Source organism: Candidatus Nitrosocaldus islandicus (genome assembly GCF_002906215.1).
GTDB lineage: Archaea > Thermoproteota > Nitrososphaeria > Nitrososphaerales > Nitrosocaldaceae > Nitrosocaldus > Nitrosocaldus cavascurensis.
In genome coordinates this window covers 477,993-497,095 of record NZ_CP024014.1, presented here as the reverse complement: position 1 = coordinate 497,095, position 19,103 = coordinate 477,993, and the positions used below count along the sequence as shown (strand labels likewise).

The window sequence follows — 19,103 nt, the reverse complement described above, 5'->3', positions numbered from 1 at the left end:
TTAGTGTGTAATAACCACATTTTACATTAGTAAATTATAAATGTTATATATATCATACAGATCTGCCTATAATATCATATTTTTATGAACATTAACGCAAATTATGCATTTATGTATAAGAAAAACGTTCATTTGATGAATATACTATAATAAACCTCTATTGGTGGATAAGTAGATATTTGATCTGTATATGTAACTATCTAATGTATGTAGTGAGTATAGGAGGTTCTGATAGCAGCTCTGGTGCTGGTGTGCAAGCAGATATAAGGACATGCTCTGCTTTAGGCGTGTACTGCATGAGTGTTATAACAGCAGTTACAGCACAGAACCCATCTAGCATAATCAAGATCAAGCAGATAGATGCTGATGTTGTAAGGGCACAGCTATCAGCACTTCTTTCAGGGGTGCATGGGCTAGCAGTAAAGATAAGCATGCTCTACAGCAAGAGCATAATAGATGTTGTTGCTGATGCATTGAAGCATGCAAATGGTAATGTTGGTGTTGTTGTTGACCCAGTACTTAGGGCAGGCAGTGGTAGATACCTACTCAAGAGAGATGCAAGATCATACTATATGGAGAAGATAGTACCTTTGGCAACTATCATAACACCAAATCTAATGGAGGCTGAATGGTTATCATCTATTAGGATAAGGAGTTACGATGATGTGTGTAGAGCAGCAGAGAAGATATCATCTCTAGGAGCAAAGAGCGTTGTTATAAAAGGTGGACATGTGAAGAAGGGAGAAGGGGGTAGATTGAGGAGGAGGAAGAAGAATAGTGGTGGTGATGATTATTATTATTATGATGGTGAGTATGTTACTGATCTACTCTACCATCATGGCAGGTTCTATAGGTTCACAAATAGAAGGATTGAAGGTTCAAGGTTGCATGGTGCTGGCACTATATTCTCAGCAGCAATAGCAGCGGAGTTGGCAAAGGGTAATGATCTTGTATCAGCAGTTAGGATAGCAAGTATCTTTACGCACATTGCTATAATTAACTCCTCAAGTATAGATGGTTCTACAAGAATACCATTGATAGGTAATGAATCTATTGGTAATTATGATAGCGATGATGTTATAACAACCCTTAGGAGAGCAATAGATATACTTCAGTTCACCAATGGCATTGCTCTTCTCATACCAGAGTCGCAGAGCAATCTAGTATTTGCTAAAGCAGGAGCAGAATCTCGTGATGATGTTGCTGGCATAACTGGTAGAATAGTTAGATATGAGCATGGTTATTATCATAGCAAATGTAATAAGTATCACCACTATGAGTATGCTAGAGCAGCAGGACCTATACGCTATGGTGCATCAAAGCATGTTGCAGATGCAGTAGTAACAGCGATGAGATACAATGCTAGCATAAGATCTGCAATGAACATAAGGTATGATGATGCAATACTTGATATATGCAAGGGTTTAGGCTTTAGCATAGCATCTTATGATAGAAGCAAGGAGCCAGAGCATATCAAGAAGATGGAAGGTATGAGCGTGAAATGGGGTATAGAACAAGCAGTAATATCATCAGCATCAAGGGTGCCAGATGTTGTATACCATACAGGGGATTGGGGTAAGGAGCCTATGATGATAGTGTTTGGCCATGACCCCATGGATGTTGTAAACAAGGTAATTAGCATACTCATTAGGTATAAAGATCGTAAAGGTTCAGTTAAAGAATGAGGAGGATAGGGAAGAGGATGGATGGGTGGGCTAAGATGGGGATAGGGAAAGGAAGAGAGGGAGGTAGAATAGAGAGAGTAAGAGAGAGAAGGGTAAGAACTGGTTATGATGAGCAATAGAGTTGATGTTGCAGTTATACTTGCTGGAGGACTTGGTAGAAGACTTCACCCATTAACACTTGTTATGCCAAAACCAATGCTTCCAGTTGCAGACAAGCCATTGCTTGAACATACGATAGAATGGTTACGCTCTAATGGGATAATGCATATAATAGTATGCATAAGTTATCTAGGCAGGGTTATAGAGAACTACTTTGGTGATGGTAGCATGCTTAATGTTAAGATAGAGTATGCTAGAGCAGATAGACCATTGGGTACTGCTGGTCAGTTGAAGAGTGCTGAACATCTACTCTCAAATCATGACAGGTTCATATGCCTGTATGGAGACTCTCTATACGAGTTCAACCTGAATGATATGGTTGATGCTCACAATGCAAAACTTGATGAGGATCATAGCACTATAGCAACTATGGCTGTTATGCAGTATACAGCAAGGCTTGATTATGGGTTCATGGATGTTGATGATGCTAACAGAGTTATAGCATGGAGGGAGAAACCAGAGTTTAAAGGGTTGATAAATATAGGATGCTATGTAATGGAGAGGGATGTGCTAGGGTTGATACCAAAGGGTGAGGTTAGCAGCATGAACAGGGTATTCATGGATGCTATGGCAAGAGGGAGGAGCATCTATGCATACAGGATAGATGGAAGGTTCTGGGATATAGGTAATGAGAAGGCATACATGGATGCATATAGAGAGTATGTTGAGAGGCTTGGAGATGTTTAATCTTGCTCTTCTCTGCTCATCTGTTTAACTGTTACTGATTGATGCATGTATTCTGCATGATTAACATTGCTAATCCTTCTTCATCTTGCTATAGGTATCCTATACCTTATAACTTGTGATACACCATCCCTTGCATACACACCATATATCATATCTGCACTTGCAACCAGGGCATCCTTTAGAGTTACCATTATTATCTGGCTTATATTAGCCCTCTCCCTTATTATCCTCTTCAACCTCTCTGTATTAACACTATCAAGATGGGCATCTATCTCATCGAATAGGTAGAATGGTGCTGGCTTGAGTGATTGTAATGCTAGAAGGAATGTTATTGCTGCTATGGTCTTCTCTCCCCCACTCAACGAGTTAGATTCTCTAGCAGGCTTGTTTGGGAACTGCACAATGAATGTTAGACCAGAGGAGAAGATATCCCCATTGCCATCAGCATCATCCATCTCAAGCCATGCTGCACCAGCACCATCAGTCATGGTAGCAAATATGCTCCTAACCTCTCTATCAACCCTGCTGAATGCATCGAGGAAGAGTTGCCTCTTCTCCCCCTCTATCTGCTCTATGAACCTTACTATGGCATTCCTCTCCTCCTCAAGTTGGTTCTTCTTCTCAGACATGCCTCTATATCCATCTATTAGTTGTATGTAACTCCTGTTTGCAAGTTGGTTTACATTGCTCTTGAGCATATTGTACTCCTCCTCCAACCCCTTCAGAATGTTGTTGATATAAGAGCCATCATATCCATACTCATCATCATTATTGTTATTATAATGTCCATATCCATTGTTATTAAGTTCTCTAATCAGACTCTCTTCCTTTGATTTAAGATCATTGTACTCTTTGCTGTAGAGTACCAACTCCCTCTCAAGCGTTGATAGTTGCTTGCTTAACCTCTTCTCATCGCTCAGCAACGACCTTAACTCCTCATCATACCTTTGAAGCCTTGTAAGTGATGAGGATGATGCATCTATAACTTCCTGCTCCTTATCCCTCATAACCCTCAACTCCTCTGTTAGAGCATCCAACTCATCCCTGCATCTCCTCACAATCTGAGCACTCTCTCTTGCATCTGCCTTTGCCTGCTCTAAACCCTTCCTTATATCCTCTATGCGCCTTTGCATGCTATCCCTCTCTGAGTTCTTTGCTGATATACTGCTCATAAGACTCCTCCTCTCCCTCTCTAGTTGCTCAAGTTTGGTTACAAGCATGCTCTTAACACTACTCACCTCCTCCATAGCCTTCTCTAACCTATCCTTATCCTCACCTAAAGCATTCATACGTTCTCTCAGAGTAGAGATCTTCGTTTTCAGTGTAGAGCGCTCAGATATGAGTGTGTTGATCTGCTCCTGCATTACAAGCATCTCTTCCCCTAGCCTTTCAATCCTATCGTTATTATCCTTGATCATCTGCTCACCTCTAGCAAGTGTGCCTTTAACCTGCTCAATCTCTGCATCTATCTTTGCTATATCAGTGATTATTGCTCTCCTCTTCCCCTCAATATCCTGCATCATTGCATCGATGCTCTTTACCTCCTCCCTCTTCCTCTCTATAACCTGCTTTAGCAGTGATATAGCATCCCTTAACTCCTTGAGAGATCTACTCCTTGCTATCATTCTTATTACATCGCTTACCCTTGTGTTGATATCTAGCGTTGCTGCCTTGATGCTAGGTTCAAAGAACTCTCCATCTATGGTAACCACTCTATAGCCCCTTCTTGCTAGGATTATAGCATCATCCCTAGAGTATGCTAGGATGGTATCACCAAATATGAAGTTCACAAGACCCCTATACCTTGATGTTATGAAGTGTGATAATGGGTGCAGTATCTGCTCATAGTTACTTATGCTGTTAGCCTTACCTTCAGTATCAGCAGCCTTATTGGCATCAGTACTGTTATAACCCCCTTCTCTATGACTATCATCATTAGCATATGCATTCTTGCTCTTGCCTCCTTCACCACCATCATCATCACCATAACCATAACCACTACCACCATCACTATTACTACTATTACTACTACCTCTCCTCCTAAGCCTTATACTCTTGATCTCTTCACACTCAACAACCATATCAAGAGGTATGATTGTAACCCTTGTCAGTCTTGAACTCTTTACATGCTCAAGCACTTTAATCATGGAACCAACATCCCTAACTATCAATGCCTTCAACCAGTTAGAGCCAACAGCCATAACAGCCCTATCATACCTTGCATCCCATGTTATTAGACCTTGAAGCATACCAACTATCCCAAACCTATCAGCAGTATCCCCTACACTCTCCATCAACCTTGCTATTGTACCATCTTCTCCCTGCATAGCTACATCAATCTCTGCCTGATACCTTGTTGTAACATACTCAGCCCTCTCTACTATGCTTGATGCTACATCAACATGCTTAACCAGCCTCATCCTCCTTGCCTCTGCCTTGGCCATCGCATCGTTAAGCCTATCCAACTCCTCAGCATACTCAGCCCTCCTGCTTGCTAGCCTCGAGAGCAGTTGGTTTAGATTGCTCATCTCCTCAAGCATCTTCTCATTCCTCCCCTGTAGTGCCACTATACTCTCTCTTGATACCTTCATCCTCTCCTCCAGCGATGCTATCTTCAACTCTATGCTTGAGTAGCCATCTACAAGCCTCTTAACCTCATCCTCTACGCTCTTCTCCTCCTCCCTCTTGCTAGAGTAATCCTTGCTTAACATGCTTAACCTGCTATTCACACTACTCATCTCCTCCTCAACCCTTTCCCTCTCTTGAATGAGCCTATCAAGTGCATCCTTCAGCCCGTTAACCTCCTGCTCAATAGCCTTAACTCTTGCTAGAAGAGCATCCTTCTCCCTTATGAGCATGGGAATGCTCTTCCCCACCATTACTATCCTGTTCTGATTTGCATTAAGCATAGCCTTTAACTGCTCAACCCTCATTATCATGCTGGATAATTGCCTACTTATCTCAGCCTTTGCCTTTGATGCTTCTTCAACCTGCCTTATGAACCTGCTCCTCTCCTCCTCAAGAGTAGTTATCCTACTCCTAAGATCCTCTATGCTCTTGCTTATACTCTCAACCTCCCCCTTCCTCTGCCTTATGATGTTCTCAAGTTCATCAAGCCTCTCCCTTGTATGCTTGAGCATATCCCTCATCTGTATATGCTTGAGCCTCTCTATCTCCCTTGCAAGGAACTCAAGCCTCAACTGATCATTACGCTCCTGCTCAAGTTCATCTATCCTGCTCCTTATCTCACCCATCCTTGCAAGTGCAACCTCAAGCCTCCTATCCGCCTCTGCCAACTGCTTCATAGCTTCCTCCTTCTTCTCATCGAAGTACGATAAGCCTATTATCTCCTCTATTATCCTGCGCCTCTCCTCAGGGTTGAGCTCTGCTATACGCATGACCATGCCTTGCTGCACTATATTCAACTTGTTAGGTGTGGCAAGTGCAACATCAAGCAGGTTTGTTATGGTTGATTTGTTTACACGCTTACCGTTAAGGTAGTACTGGTTCTCTCCATTCTCATACATCTCCCTTGCTATGGTTACTGTATTTGAGTCCATTGGTATCCTTCTATCGCTGTTATCGAAAGTTATGCTAACCTTAACAGCCCTCCTCTTACCATCCCTATCCTTCCTTATCTTAACCATCTCATCACCATCAACATCATCCTTCTCTCTCCCTCCTTCTTCCCCTCCCTTCCCCTTATCACCATCATCAACAATCCCATCATCTTCTCTAGCACTTCTACCATTACTATCATGTATGAGGGATTGTAACCTATCTACCCTGAGTGCTCTTACACTATTCTCCCCAAGAACAAATGCTATAGCATCAAGTATGTTACTCTTACCAGAACCATTTGGTCCTGTTATGCATACAAGCCCTCTATCAAGGTTTAGGATTGTGCTCTTCCTAGCAAATGATTTGAAGCCAGATATCTCAATCTTCCTTATATATACCATGGATGTTTACCTCTCATGCTTGAATAAATAGGTGGGGGTGAACTATTTTTATGCTTCTTGAAAAGGAAGGGGATAGATAGTAATAAATTAATTATCATTGGATTATATGTTGGTATGACAAGGGTAGCACTCCTTCAATTGGAGTTGAAGGATAGTCCAGATGATGCAATGGAGCATGCTGTAAAGCTATTACAGCAGGTTGGTGCAGCAAACTCTGAGATAGTATGCTTACCAGAGCAGTGGTACCCAAAGCATCTAGAGAGCATAGATGAACTTAAGCCAATACAGGATGTGGCAAGGGAGCATAACATGGTTGTTATAGCAGGGGCGTTCTTTGAGTATATTGATGAGGATGATGGCGAAGGCATGCATATTCATGGCGATGAGAGTGCTGGTAGTAGCAGTAGCAGTGGTGGTAGTAGTAGCAGCAATAGCAATAGCAATACTGTTGCTAGAAGCATATACATCTCAGCCCCAGTTATAGGTGCAGATGGTAGCATAGTTGGTAGACAATTCAAACTCCACCCATTTGGTAGGGAGTTGAGTATGGTGAAGCCAGGAAGGAGGATAAGGATATTCGAGCATAATGGTGTAAGGTTTGGGATAGGTATATGCCATGATGTTGTATTCCCTGAAGTTGCAAGGCTTGCAGCAAGGAATGGCGCAGATATACTCTTCTTCCCATCAAAGATAGTGAATGAGGGCATTGAGCCATGGCAGATATATGTTAAGGCTAGAGCACTGGAGAACAGGACTCCTGTGGTAGCACCAAACCTATGCAGTAAGGAGTATGGAGGGATGAGCATAATAGTTGATCTAGTACGTAATGAGTCATTGGATATAGTACTACCTTATGTAGTGGTAGCATCTGCTGGAGAGCATGTACTTATAAGTGATATAGATGTGGAGTTGAGTAGAACATTAAGAAAGGCAAGGATGATGGAGTTGAGGGATGATGATTATTACATCATCTAATATCACAATATAATAAGGGGCTATAACCCTCCCCTCCCTACCTCCCTACTATCTAACTCAACTCACTTACCGATCCCTCTTGCCCTGAACGAACTCCATGAATGCTTGCTTTGCCTCGTTGTATGGCATCTGTACTGGAGGGTGTTTGAAGCAGTATGCAGATACACTCACCAGTGGACCAGAGATACCTCTATCCAGTGCTATCCTTGCTGCCCTAACAGCATCTATCATGACTCCAGCACTATTGAATGCATCTATAACGTTGAGTTTAACATTTATCTCCAATGGTACATTGCAGAAGTACCTACCCTTTATGTGTATGTAGCAGACCTTCTCATTTGCAAGGAATGGTACATAATCACTAGGTCCTATGCGCATTGGCACCTCATAAGGGAGCATTGCTCTAACTGCACTTGCCTTGCTCTCCCTCTTCTGCTCAAGCCTCTCCTCATCAAGCATGTTGTAAAAGTCTGCATCCCCTCCTATGTTCAACTGGTATGTATGCTCAACCTTAACCCCTCTATCAACAAGTAGCTTGATGAGTGTCTTATGCAATACAGTTGCGCCCAACTGGCTCATAACATCATCCCCTGCTACTGGTAAACATTGCTCTACAAACCTGCTCTGCCATCTCTCATCAGATGCTATGAATACTGGCATGGCATTTATGAAGCATGTATGAGCCTTGAGTGCCTGCTCAGCATAGTACATAGTACCCTTGACGCTACCAACAGGTAGATAGTTTATTAGCACATCTGCCTTGACCTCCTCAAGCCTCTTCGCTACATCAACTGGAGCCTCGCTCGATACCTTCACTATATTGCTTAGATGCCTCCCTATCCCATCATGCACCTCTCCCTTCTCTATCTTTACACCTAATCTCTCAACATCACAAACCTTCAGTGTGTTGTTAGGCTCCTCAAATATCCCCTCAGCAAGGTCCTTGCCTACCTTGTTCTCAGCAACATCGAATGCAGCAACGAACTCTATATCCCCTGGCTCTATACCTCCAAGGCTATAGGCTATAAGCCCTGTAGCATCATCCTCATGTGCCTGTGCATAATACCTTGTGCCTTGAATTAGGGCTGAGGCACAGTTACCAACACCTGCTATCGCAACCCTTACCTTCTTACGCATGTTAGGGGTAGTACTGGATTAGAAATAAACTTTCCTCTCTAAACCATTTTATTACATCATTCATTCTATCCTTCATTGTATGCTGATACTTGTTGGTATGGGTATTCATGGTTACAAGGGTTTGAGTATAGAGGCTATGGAGGCTATAAAGGATGCAGACAAGGTGTATGTTGAGGCATACACAAGCCCTGTTAAGAGTAGGGATATCGATGCCTTAAGGGCTCTAAGGGATGATGTAGTTGAGGTTCATAGATGGTTTGTTGAGGATGGTAGAAGGATACTAGATGAGGCTAGAGCAGGGGATGTTGTGCTCTTAGCATATGGTGATCCCCTAATTGCAACAACGCATATAGAACTTCTTGTAAGGGCAAGGAGCTCAGGGATAGCATGCAAGGTTATACACTCATCATCCATAGTAACAGCAGCCCTAGGTGAGTGTGGCTTACATGTGTACAAGTTAGGGAGGGTAGCAACTGTAGTATCAAACCCTATAGCAAATACAAGCACATACTATGCTATCTACAGCAACCTTATGCAGATGAACCATACACTACTGCTACTCGAGTATGATCAGGAGCATGGCTACTTCCTTGCTGTAGATTCTGCACTTAGGCTACTGCTTGATTGTGAGGCAAGAGAGCGTATGAATGCCATAGATGAGGATACATTTGCAATAGTTGCATCAAGGGTTGGTATGGAGGATATGGGTATAGTTGGTGGCAGAATAGGCTCACTGCTTAAGTATAGTGATGAGCATGGGTTTGGAGAACCCCCCCACACACTTATAGTTACAGGCTCACTACACTTCACTGAGGTTGAAGCTCTAAGGGCATCTGTAATGCTACTAGATGAGCCTATAGATAATAGTAAGAGGGTTAGGGCAAGGGCTGAGATGATGCTCCCAAACTACATAGCAAGGGCATACAATGCACTATCTAGGGCTAGAGAGTACATCATGCATGCTAAAGGTAGTGCTGGGGATAAGGCTAAGGATAAGGATAAAGATGATACTATTGAAAGGATAAAGGATATGATAGATAATGCAGAGTACTACCTGAGTGATGCTGAGAGGTTTGCTAGAGAGCACAGGTATGAGAATGCAATCTTAGCACTAGGTTATGCTGAAGGGCTTATAGATGCATTAAGGTACCTTAGGGATATAGATCCATGGGAAAGCAAGAAGAGCACAATTACCTGATAGTACAATAAATAATAATCAGTTGCTCTAAACTTATATTATGGTATGATATAGCAAGGCTCAAATGACGATCCTGATGGATAAGGCAGTTAACTCGTACAAGGACCTCCTTACATTCCTTAGAGCAAAATTAGGCTCTCTGTACGATGAGATCTACCCTGTACTCAATGCTTACCTTGAGAGTAAGAAGGTAAGGAGAAAGGTAAACCTAGATGAACTGGATGGGGATATAGATAGGCTCATGGAACTTATAGTGAACCCAGTGGTGCACAAGATAGTTAGGGAGAACGCACCAGACTTCTCATGGATACCTGTTGTTGGGAATGACCTTAGCAGGAAGGTTAGGGAGGAGTTGCATAGGAAGACTGAGGAAGGGATAAGGCAGGCTAGATACTATCTAAAGAAGGATAAGAGGTTAAGGGAGAATCTACAGCTCTTTCTACAGGATGTTGTAGATAGATACCAGTAAAAGGGAAGGCAAATAACTTTTATTATCTTTACAGTGAAGAAGGGTTGGCTTGGGATGGATGCGATAGATAAAGGCATACTTGCATCCCTTTACATAGAGGATGTGGTTAAGAGGGCTGGAATTGGTACTCCCATAAATGAGATACTAGATCATCATAATCTGTATGTGGTTGCAGAGCATAGGAGGAGGTTAGAATCCCTTGGCATGATCAAGGATGGTATGCTTACAGAGCTTGGGAGGAGTGCGATAAGGGTAGTGCTCACTGGAGGGGTGTTCGATATAATACATCCAGGACATATACATACGTTAAGGGCAGCAAAGAGCTTAGGCGATGTGTTGGTAGTTGTTATAGCAAGGGACTCTACAGTTGCGAGGCTCAAGGGCAAGAAGCCATTGCATGATGAGGGTAAGAGGAGGGAACTGGTAGCATCCATTCGCTTTGTGGATCTAGCAATGATAGGGCATGAGAGTGATATATTCAAGACCGTGGAGCTTATCAAGCCTGATATAATTGCTCTAGGCTATGATCAGGTGCATGAAGAGCAGTTCATAAGCAAGGAGTGTCAGAGGAGGGGTTTGAAGGCGCATATAGTAAGGCTAACATCCCCTATACCAGATCTCAAGAGTTCCATGATAAAGGCAGAGTTGGGATCATCCATATACACAATATAATATGCTATATACGTACGTATGTAAGCAAGCAGTAAGCAAGTAAGTAAGCAATAAGGAATGGTTTTTAACACCTTACAGCAGTAAAGTATACAATTGGCAAACATAGTTGATGCATTACTCAAGGGCGAGCGTTGGGCTATAGCAAAGGCTATATCAATACTTGAGGACGATGGTATACAGGCTAGGGAGATAGTTGAGATGATATTCAAGCACTCTGGTAATGCAAGGGTTATAGGCGTTACAGGACCTGCAGGTGCAGGGAAGAGCACTCTAGTTGGCAAGATGATAGGTGTCTATAGGGCTAGAGGGTTCAGGGTTGGTGTTCTAGCAGTAGATCCTAGCAGTAGTATCTCAGGAGGGGCAATCCTAGGGGATAGGGTAAGGATGCAGGAGCATGCACTTGATGATGGTACATACATAAGGAGTATGGCATCTAGGGGTGCTAGTGGAGGGATATCAGCAGCATTAAGGGATGCAATAAGGGTTCTTGATGTTGCAGGGTTCAACAGGATAATAGTTGAGAGTGTTGGTGCTGGACAGTTGGATGTGAAGATATCAAGCATAGTTGATCTTACCATAGTGGTGCTTAACCCACAGACAGGGGATAGCATACAGGCAATAAAGGCTGGACTAACAGAGATTGGTGATATCTACGTTGTTAACAAGGCAGATATCTCAGGTGCAAATGCACTCTACAACGATATCAAATCACTTGTAGTTGATGGTAGGGATGCTATAGCACTCAAGACTGTAGCAGTGACAGGTAAGGGTGTAGATGAGTTGATAGATGCTGTGGAACACTCATTAAGCAAGAAGCTTAGCAATGGTTATAAGGAGATGATGAGGAAGAGGGTTGAGAGTGAGTTGATGGATATAATACTTAGCATGCTATCCAAGGTGGTGCAGGAGAGGATTAAGAAGGAGGAGGGTGGGATCATAGAGAAGGTATTGAAGAAGGAGATGGATCCTTACAATGCTGCTGAGAGTATAGTTGCAAAGGTGATAAGGGATGAGTAGTAGTAATAGTAATAGTAGTAAGGATGGGAGTAGAAGAAGTAGCAGTAGCAGAGCAGCAGAGAACAATAACACTGCTGAGAAGGTACTCTTCACCGACTCTGGCATAAAGGTGAAGAGGATATACACAAGCAGGGATGTTAAGAGGAAGGATGGGGATAGGAAGGTTGAGGATGCTGGCAAGTACCCATTCACTAGAGGAATATACCCAGAGATGTATAGAGAGAGGATATGGACCATGCGTCAGTATACAGGCTTTGGGAGTGCAGAGGAGACTAACAGGAGGTTCAAGTTCCTACTTGAGAATGGTCAGACTGGGCTAAGCCTTGCGTTTGATCTCCCAACACAGACAGGCTATGACTCGGATGATCCTAGGGCTGAAGGGGAGGTTGGAAGGGTTGGGGTAGCGATAAGTTGTATAGATGATATGATGAGATGCTTCGATGGTATCCCTCTAGATAAGGTAAGCACATCCATGACCATAAACTCAACAGCAACAACCCTTCTAGCATTCTACATAGGTGTTGCAGAGTCACAAGGCGTACCAATAAACGTGCTTAGAGGTACACTCCAGAATGATATACTCAAGGAGTATATTGCAAGGAACACATACATATACCCACCAGAGCCATCAATGAGGCTCTTCGTTGACTCTATGGAGTTCTGTAGTAAGAATATGCCATCATGGTACCCTGTAAGCATCTCAGGTTACCATATAAGGGAGGCAGGAGCAAACGCTGTTCAAGAACTTGCATTCACATTCTCAAATGCTATGGCATATGTTGATGCATGCTTGGAGAGAGGCTTGAATGTTGATGACTTTGCTCCTAGACTCTCATTCTTCTTCTGCTGCACCATGGACATACTTGAGGAGATAGCCAAGTTTAGAGCAGCAAGGAGGATATGGGCTACTATAATGAAGGAGAGATACAATGCAAAGAATGAGAAGAGCATGCACCTTCGCTTCCACGTGCAGACTAGTGGAGAGTCTCTAACTGCACAGCAGCCAGATAACAACATAATCAGGGTTACACTACAGGCACTTGCAGCAGTGCTTGGAGGATGCCAATCACTGCATACAAACTCAAGGGATGAGGCATTATCATTGCCAACTGAGGAGTCTGTTAGGATAGCGTTGAGGACGCAGCAGATAATAGCGTATGAGAGCGGAGTTACAAGGGTTGTGGATCCACTTGGAGGCTCATACTACATAGAGTATCTAACAGATGAGATAGAGGAGAGGGTATGGAAGTATCTAAGGAGGATAGAACGCATGGGGGGTTCTCTCAAGGCTATAGAGAAGGGTTACTTCCAGCAGGAGATAAGGGAGAATGCATACAGGATAAAGAAGGAGGTTGATGAGGGTTCAAGGATAATAGTTGGTGTAAACAGGTTCGTGGATAAGGAGGCTGAGGTGCCTGAAGTGCTTAGGATAGACCCAGCGCTGGAGAGGAAGCAGGTTGAGCGCCTTAAAGAGTTCAAGGCTAAGAGGGATAAGACAAAGGTTGAGCATATGATCTCTAGGCTGGAGGAGGCTGCTGAGAAGGGTCACAACCTAATGCCATACATAGTTGAGAGTGTTAAGGCATATGTTACACTTGGCGAGATAAGCAATGCACTAAGGAGGGTATTTGGTGTATACCAGCCTAAGCTTGTGATCTGAAGAACTCTTATATAATTCTCTATGCAACTCCTCAGCATGAGGATAGACCATGTTGCAATAGCAGTCAATAATGTTGAGGAAGCACTGAAGACATTTGAGAAGGTACTCAAGGTTGATAGGAAGCAGATCATGGTAGTTGAGCATGAGAAGGTGAAGTTGGCTATGCTCCAACTTGAGGATACAAGGATAGAACTACTTGAGCCCCTAACAGATGATAGCCCAATAAAGAAGTTCCTGCAGGAGAGAGGTGAGGGTATACATCACATCTCCATATGCACAGATACCCTTGAGCAGGATGTGGAGAATGCAAGCAGGAATGGTGTTAGGATAATAGGAGGTATAAGACCTGGAAGTTATGGAAGGAAGATAACGTTCATACACCCAAAGTCTATGCATGGAGTGCTCATGGAGTTGTGCGAGCCTCATCCAGTAGCATAGGTAGATGGATGGATAAAAGATGGGTAAGTTAAAAGCGTGAGCAAGCAAAGCAAACAAGTAGTAGGCAAGCAGGAAGGTAAGCAGGCAGCAGGTTGGTAGGTCATGTTCATGGTCATGGGAGTTCTACTATCCTTATATTTCTTGCAACGTTTATAATACGACTACCTTCGAGCATACCTTCCTTGCCTCCCTGTTCATGTATATGCCCACAGAACTGTGCTAATGGCTTCTCCTGTATAACATAACTTGCTATAGCATTTGAGCCTACATGCATACCCTGCTTTGGCTCATCAACTACACCATATGGTGGGCAGTGTGTTAAGAGCACTAACCTCCCATTCCTATTTATTCCCTTCAACTTACTCAAGAGTTCATTGAACTGATCCTCTCCAAGTTCATAGGGTGTTGAGAATGGGCTTATGTTGCCTCCTCCACACCCAGCAAACACATAACCTTTAACCTCTATGTACTTGCCATGTAAATCTGTCCAGTTGAGCTCCTTGCATGCAATGCGTAGATCATTGGGCATCTCAAAGTTCCCTGGTACAACTAGAGTCCTTACCCCTAGATCTCCTATCATCCTTGCTGCCTCTATAGTGCTCCCATGTACTGGGGTTATATCACCACAGCATACAGCAACATCTATGCTTGCTCTTGAGATGCTTACAGTATCCTTGAGCCTTGCTACCAATGCTCTATCTCCATGGATATCTGAGAAGGCTAGTATCCTAATACCCATGCTTACCTGCCTTAACTTACAGGTTGTTGATAAACCTTTTCAAAGTATAAATATACTATGGTATAAGGTATAGCATGGCTAAGATAAGGATATACGCTGTAGAGAATGGACCATACGTAGTTGAGGTGGATGGCAAGACACACTCTGCATTATGCAGATGTGGTGCATCAAACAATAAGCCGTACTGTGATGGCTCACATAGAAGGGTTGGGTTCAATGCAAGTGCCTCTAACATAGTCGAGGTATAAGAGGTATATAGTAGTCTGGTGAGGCTGAGGTATATCAGAATATTTTTAAGTTTGTTATATGATTAACCCTCTTATTATATTATTATTCTCAACCTTCTCTTATCTAATCTCCTCTATTTGTAATTAACCTTCTGTCTTGCTTGACTTTGCATCTGTAGCATTACTACTACTACCTTCCTTCTCCTTAGACCTCTCTTCTACACTCTTACCTTCCTCTTCCTGCTTGTATGGTTTGACTGTTACTATTCCTGATGCATCCTTGCTTATAATAACCCTTATCCTCCTTGGTGGACTCCTTATACCCCTAGCCCATACCAACTCGTTCAACTCTTCATCTATTATAACCTCTTCACTCTTCATATGCCTAATAGCAAACTCTCTTATCATGTTTATAGCCCTCTTGCTCCTCCTGTTATCTGGAGCAAGTACAACCTTGCTAAGGTTTATGGTGTAGACCCTCTCCTCAACCCCTTCCTCCCTACTCATCCCATCTCACTCTCACTAACCAACATCAACACTACTCCTCCTCCAGTGCCTCTGCTGAGGATTCCTCCTCACCCTTCTGTTTGTCTTGAGTATAACCCAGAGTGGAACAGGGGAGTTCTGCTTGGTCTTCTTCATCAGCCTGTTCTTCCTAGGCTTTGTCTTCCTTGAACCCATACCTGCCTACCTCTCTAACATCTCGCTGATGGGCTTTTTAAATTATTCTATTCTATTCCATCCTATCATATCGTGCTTGCTTGCTTCTTTATTGATAAGGGTGATGATCCGTTAGTCCTTATACATGAAATAACAGCAGGCAGGTTAACTGCACCTACCCTTGTAAGTATCTTGACCGAACTCATCCTAATAGTTTGCTCTACTCTTGAATCACATGCAATCTGTGCTAGTACTACCCTGAGCATATCCTTGCTATTTGCATCAGCACGTTTATACATCAACTCTACATGGTCAGCATAATCACTACCCCTCATTAGCATATCAAGAACATTATCCCTAAGCCTCTGCTTCTCCTCAGCATAACCCTTGTTGTACTTCTGCAGGAGCATCTGGAATGGATCATCCTCAACACTCCATGCACGATAGTTGCCATTGCAATCTATCAATGATGCAAATGGATCAACCTGTACAATGCAACTCATCTGCTCTGGCACTGGTGTTGGATACCTTATACCGTTGAGTATTACATCTGGCATGAGGTGTGTATGTGCACCATCAACACTCCCTATCCTCTGTTTGACCAGTATAGATGCCTTCTTTGTCATGAATAGCCTGTATGGAGATGCCTTCACTATCTTATCCAGTATAGATTGCTCCTTCAGGATATTCTTACCCTCCATCTCCCTTAGTATGCTGTTTAGATCATCATCCTTCACTATTATGTAAACATCAAGGGTATCATCCCCAATACCCATATCCCAGATGGAGGAGCAGCAATAATCATCATACTTGCCTACATAGGTTAGTACTCCCCTAGAGTTCATCCGTGCCTCATCCCTGTACATGCATAGATAGATGCACTGTGTCCATGGGGTGCATCTATACTCAGCACTCTCAGCAACTATAGCATACATGTTACCATTGCTACCCATATCAAGACTCATCGCACCATGCTCGTTCTCTGCACTTATCCTATCCATGCTGATCCTTACATCATTCAGGGAGCCTACTGAGAACTCTGCAACAGCACCATCCCTAACTATTGCCCATGTTACATCGCTCCTCACTGCAGCACTCCTCAGCACATCCTTGATCTGCTCATCTAGTCTTACAGGCAGAGCATTCATCATACAATACCATCACTCTCCATCCATCCACCCTATCCCTATCATACCCTTACTTATAAGCATCTTATATTGTAAGTAGGATCAATGATGCAATGGAATAACATCTTCAAGTATATCCCTCAACTGCTTGAGTATCCTTGCAGTTGCACCCCATACAACATGCCCGTTGTATATGAACTTGTAAGCCTCTCTATATCCATGCTCCTCATCCCTGCTTATACTACTCAACAACTCAACCAATGGAGCATCTATTATGTAATCAACCTCCTTCCCATCTATCTTGATACTGCCTATGCTATCTAGAACTGCTACGAATGGCTTTACTGTGAAGTTGGATGAGAATGTATCAACATCATCCAAGGAGCCTAGTATAGAGTCCTTGCTTATATCAACACCTATCTCCTCTCTTGCTTCCCTTAATGCTGTATCCAATAGGCTACCATCCTCAGGCTTGAATCTACCACCAGGTAGGGATATCTGTCCAGCATGGTTCCTAAGCCTCTCACTCCTCTTGCATAGGATTATCTTTGCATAACCATCTGTAAAGTGTATTATGAGGAGTACAGCTGCTGGTATCCTCCTCTTCCCCTTGCAATCATCAAGACTGTTAATGCCTATGCTTGCATATCCTGTATGAAGTCTAGATTCAAGTACTCTTGTTAGAGTAATCCTATCAATATCCATCTGCATGGTATATCAACTTGCAAGTAATGCTAGCACCTTCTTTGGTATCTCGTTCAGCCTGCTTACTGCTACACATCTATCATAGCCTAGATCCTTTAGGTTCTGTGCTATGCTCAATGCCCTTGCTGTGTTGTTGCTTATCCCGAATGAGACCATATCTATCCCCATCCCCTTGAACCTCTTTATTGCTTCCCTTGTTGCTGCAGGATCGTTTGGCTCGCCATCTGAGAACGTCATGAATATATCTGGCTTGAATGCTCTAGCCAATGGTTCGATCTTCTCATAAACCTCAGCAAGAGGTGTGCCTCCACTTGCCTTAACTGCCTGCATCCTCCTCTCGCATGACTTGCTCCAGTGCTCCCCCTCACCCTTTATAACCCAACACCTAGCCTTTCCTCTTGTAGTGTTGAATGCAAGTGCTATAAAGTTAACACCTAGATAATCAAGAACCTTGCAGAGTGCAGTGAAGACCCTCTTGTACTCTTGCTCATCACTTGAGATACTACTTGAATGATCTAGCAGGAGCAAGAGTCTACCCTTAATCTTCATATCCTGCTCGCTTATGAATGGCTTATTTGCATGCACTGTTAACATCTCAGTATCAAGCTCATCCCCAGCACTTGCATACAGTTCAACCATACCTCTCTTCCAATCTCTAAGCATCCTCTTCAGCCTATTCACAAGATCTGGATCGTACTGTGCATAATCATCAGCTAACTCTGGCACATCCAGCGCTTTAGCAATGCTAACCTCTTCCCTCTTACCTGCTATAGCACTCATCCTCTTCACCATCTCATACTCCCTCCTAACCTCCCTCCCATCCATTATGCTCCTAACCCTTCTCTCTAACTCATCGTTGCTCTCATCCTTGAGTCTGAGTAGTCTCCTAAGTGCAAGGTACACCTCCTCATCCTTCAACCTTATCCCAATCCTTACCCTTGCAAATGGTACTGGTATGGTTATGAGTGGGTTTGCACCAAGGGCATCAAGGACCTTAGGCACTTGCTTCTCAACCCATTCTGTACCATACCCATTCTTTATAGCCTCATCAACTATCTTATTTGCTATGCTAGTTGCATTCTCAACCTTGACAAGGTCGAAGCCATCAAGATCTCCCTTTATGTAGCCTGTGAGGAAGTATTGAGAGAATGCTATAACCCTTCTATGTATGCCATAGAGTGAGTTAACCAACGGCTTATCCTGCCATGATACTGCCTCATCGTAGAGCAGTTCATCAAGCATCCCAGGCCACTCCTTCAAGCCAAGTATGGTTACCCTCTTCTGCTCAAGTGCATTGAGAACATGCCCAAATGCTATATCATCAGAGAGGTACTTGCTTGAGTACTTGAACCTCATTGCAAGAATCCAGCATGCTACCCTCCACTGTCTATACCTTGAGAACTCATCCCCAGCAAACACATCCATGCTTGGGATGGTTATTGTATTCTTCTCATAGTTTATCCTTTGTGATCTTGCTATGCGTAAGATAGCACTATCCTTACCAGACCATGCATGTATAAGGAACGTTCCTATATCAAGCAGGGTATCATCCTTTACCATATCCTCTTCTTATATATGTAGAAGAT

General features: G+C 43.2%; 19 protein-coding genes. 11 read left to right on the top strand and 8 right to left on the bottom strand.

The window, feature by feature from the left end; translation table 11 throughout:
• Positions 1 to 203 precede the first annotated feature (203 nt).
• From CRG89_RS02635 to CRG89_RS02630, 3 genes are read left to right on the top strand one after another with little or no spacing between them, the layout of a single operon-like run.
• Positions 204 to 1,685, top strand: a complete 1,482-nt coding sequence (locus CRG89_RS02635; protein WP_103286810.1) for a bifunctional hydroxymethylpyrimidine kinase/phosphomethylpyrimidine kinase — start codon at positions 204 to 206, stop codon at positions 1,683 to 1,685.
• On the top strand, positions 1,682 to 1,804 hold the full coding sequence (locus CRG89_RS09095; RefSeq protein WP_269459680.1) for a hypothetical protein: 123 nt from the start codon (positions 1,682 to 1,684) through the stop codon (positions 1,802 to 1,804). Before CRG89_RS02635 ends, CRG89_RS09095 begins: the two co-directional genes overlap by 4 nt.
• The gene (locus tag CRG89_RS02630; protein WP_197706596.1) at positions 1,791 to 2,531 is read left to right on the top strand and encodes a nucleotidyltransferase family protein; all 741 of its coding nucleotides are present in this window, start codon (positions 1,791 to 1,793) and stop codon (positions 2,529 to 2,531) included. Before CRG89_RS09095 ends, CRG89_RS02630 begins: the two co-directional genes overlap by 14 nt.
• 80 nt (positions 2,532 to 2,611) lie before the next feature.
• Here CRG89_RS02630 and CRG89_RS02625 read toward each other — a convergent pair whose 3' ends face one another.
• Positions 2,612 to 6,493: a chromosome segregation SMC family protein gene (locus CRG89_RS02625; RefSeq protein WP_103286809.1), complete on the bottom strand. Its 3,882-nt coding sequence runs from the start codon at positions 6,491 to 6,493 to the stop codon at positions 2,612 to 2,614.
• A gap of 114 nt (positions 6,494 to 6,607) precedes the next feature.
• Here CRG89_RS02625 and CRG89_RS02620 point away from each other — a divergent pair, with 114 nt between their 5' ends.
• Complete coding sequence (locus tag CRG89_RS02620; RefSeq protein ID WP_103286808.1) at positions 6,608 to 7,468, top strand: carbon-nitrogen hydrolase family protein; 861 nt, start codon at positions 6,608 to 6,610, stop codon at positions 7,466 to 7,468.
• Between the two features lie 66 nt (positions 7,469 to 7,534).
• On the opposite strand, the gene CRG89_RS02615 is transcribed toward CRG89_RS02620, so the two are convergent.
• Positions 7,535 to 8,605 carry an inositol-3-phosphate synthase gene (locus CRG89_RS02615; protein WP_103286807.1) on the bottom strand — a complete coding sequence of 357 codons (1,071 nt, stop codon included), beginning with the start codon at positions 8,603 to 8,605 and terminating at the stop codon, positions 7,535 to 7,537.
• A gap of 79 nt (positions 8,606 to 8,684) precedes the next feature.
• On the opposite strand from CRG89_RS02615, the gene dph5 reads away from it, so the two are divergent.
• From dph5 to mce, 6 genes are all read left to right on the top strand, one after another.
• Positions 8,685 to 9,803, top strand: a complete 1,119-nt coding sequence (gene dph5, locus CRG89_RS02610; RefSeq protein WP_103286806.1) for a diphthine synthase — start codon at positions 8,685 to 8,687, stop codon at positions 9,801 to 9,803.
• A 76-nt stretch (positions 9,804 to 9,879) separates the two neighbouring features.
• Positions 9,880 to 10,272 (top strand): hypothetical protein, encoded by a 393-nt coding sequence (locus CRG89_RS02605; RefSeq protein ID WP_103286805.1) that lies wholly within the window; start codon positions 9,880 to 9,882, stop codon positions 10,270 to 10,272.
• Positions 10,273 to 10,326: 54 nt separating this feature from the next.
• Positions 10,327 to 10,944, top strand: coding sequence for an FAD synthase family protein (locus CRG89_RS02600; RefSeq protein ID WP_103287883.1), 618 nt, complete (start codon positions 10,327 to 10,329; stop codon positions 10,942 to 10,944).
• Positions 10,945 to 11,037: 93 nt separating this feature from the next.
• Positions 11,038 to 11,961 (top strand): methylmalonyl Co-A mutase-associated GTPase MeaB, encoded by a 924-nt coding sequence (meaB, locus tag CRG89_RS02595; RefSeq protein WP_103286804.1) that lies wholly within the window; start codon positions 11,038 to 11,040, stop codon positions 11,959 to 11,961.
• Complete coding sequence (locus tag CRG89_RS02590) at positions 11,954 to 13,621, top strand: acyl-CoA mutase large subunit family protein (protein ID WP_103286803.1); 1,668 nt, start codon at positions 11,954 to 11,956, stop codon at positions 13,619 to 13,621. The genes meaB and CRG89_RS02590 overlap by 8 nt, the downstream gene beginning before the upstream one ends.
• 36 nt (positions 13,622 to 13,657) lie before the next feature.
• A complete protein-coding gene (gene mce, locus CRG89_RS02585; RefSeq protein WP_103287882.1) occupies positions 13,658 to 14,059 on the top strand; it encodes a methylmalonyl-CoA epimerase in 402 nt (133 codons plus the stop codon).
• A 112-nt stretch (positions 14,060 to 14,171) separates the two neighbouring features.
• On the opposite strand, the gene CRG89_RS02580 is transcribed toward mce, so the two are convergent.
• Complete coding sequence (locus CRG89_RS02580; protein WP_103286802.1) at positions 14,172 to 14,798, bottom strand: metallophosphoesterase family protein; 627 nt, start codon at positions 14,796 to 14,798, stop codon at positions 14,172 to 14,174.
• Positions 14,799 to 14,872: 74 nt separating this feature from the next.
• Here CRG89_RS02580 and CRG89_RS02575 point away from each other — a divergent pair, with 74 nt between their 5' ends.
• Positions 14,873 to 15,046 carry a CDGSH iron-sulfur domain-containing protein gene (locus CRG89_RS02575; protein WP_103286801.1) on the top strand — a complete coding sequence of 58 codons (174 nt, stop codon included), beginning with the start codon at positions 14,873 to 14,875 and terminating at the stop codon, positions 15,044 to 15,046.
• Positions 15,047 to 15,169: 123 nt separating this feature from the next.
• On the opposite strand, the gene CRG89_RS02570 is transcribed toward CRG89_RS02575, so the two are convergent.
• From CRG89_RS02570 to CRG89_RS02550, 5 genes are all read right to left on the bottom strand, one after another.
• Positions 15,170 to 15,532, bottom strand: coding sequence for a 50S ribosomal protein L31e (locus tag CRG89_RS02570; protein WP_103286800.1), 363 nt, complete (start codon positions 15,530 to 15,532; stop codon positions 15,170 to 15,172).
• 15 nt (positions 15,533 to 15,547) lie between these two features.
• On the bottom strand, positions 15,548 to 15,706 hold the full coding sequence (locus CRG89_RS02565) for a 50S ribosomal protein L39e (RefSeq protein WP_103286799.1): 159 nt from the start codon (positions 15,704 to 15,706) through the stop codon (positions 15,548 to 15,550).
• 65 nt (positions 15,707 to 15,771) lie between these two features.
• Positions 15,772 to 16,836 (bottom strand): DUF6925 family protein, encoded by a 1,065-nt coding sequence (locus CRG89_RS02560; protein ID WP_103286798.1) that lies wholly within the window; start codon positions 16,834 to 16,836, stop codon positions 15,772 to 15,774.
• A gap of 78 nt (positions 16,837 to 16,914) precedes the next feature.
• On the bottom strand, positions 16,915 to 17,523 hold the full coding sequence (locus CRG89_RS02555) for an NUDIX hydrolase (protein WP_103286797.1): 609 nt from the start codon (positions 17,521 to 17,523) through the stop codon (positions 16,915 to 16,917).
• A gap of 6 nt (positions 17,524 to 17,529) precedes the next feature.
• Positions 17,530 to 19,077: a vWA domain-containing protein gene (locus CRG89_RS02550; protein WP_103286796.1), complete on the bottom strand. Its 1,548-nt coding sequence runs from the start codon at positions 19,075 to 19,077 to the stop codon at positions 17,530 to 17,532.
• Between the last annotated feature and the right edge of the window lie 26 nt (positions 19,078 to 19,103).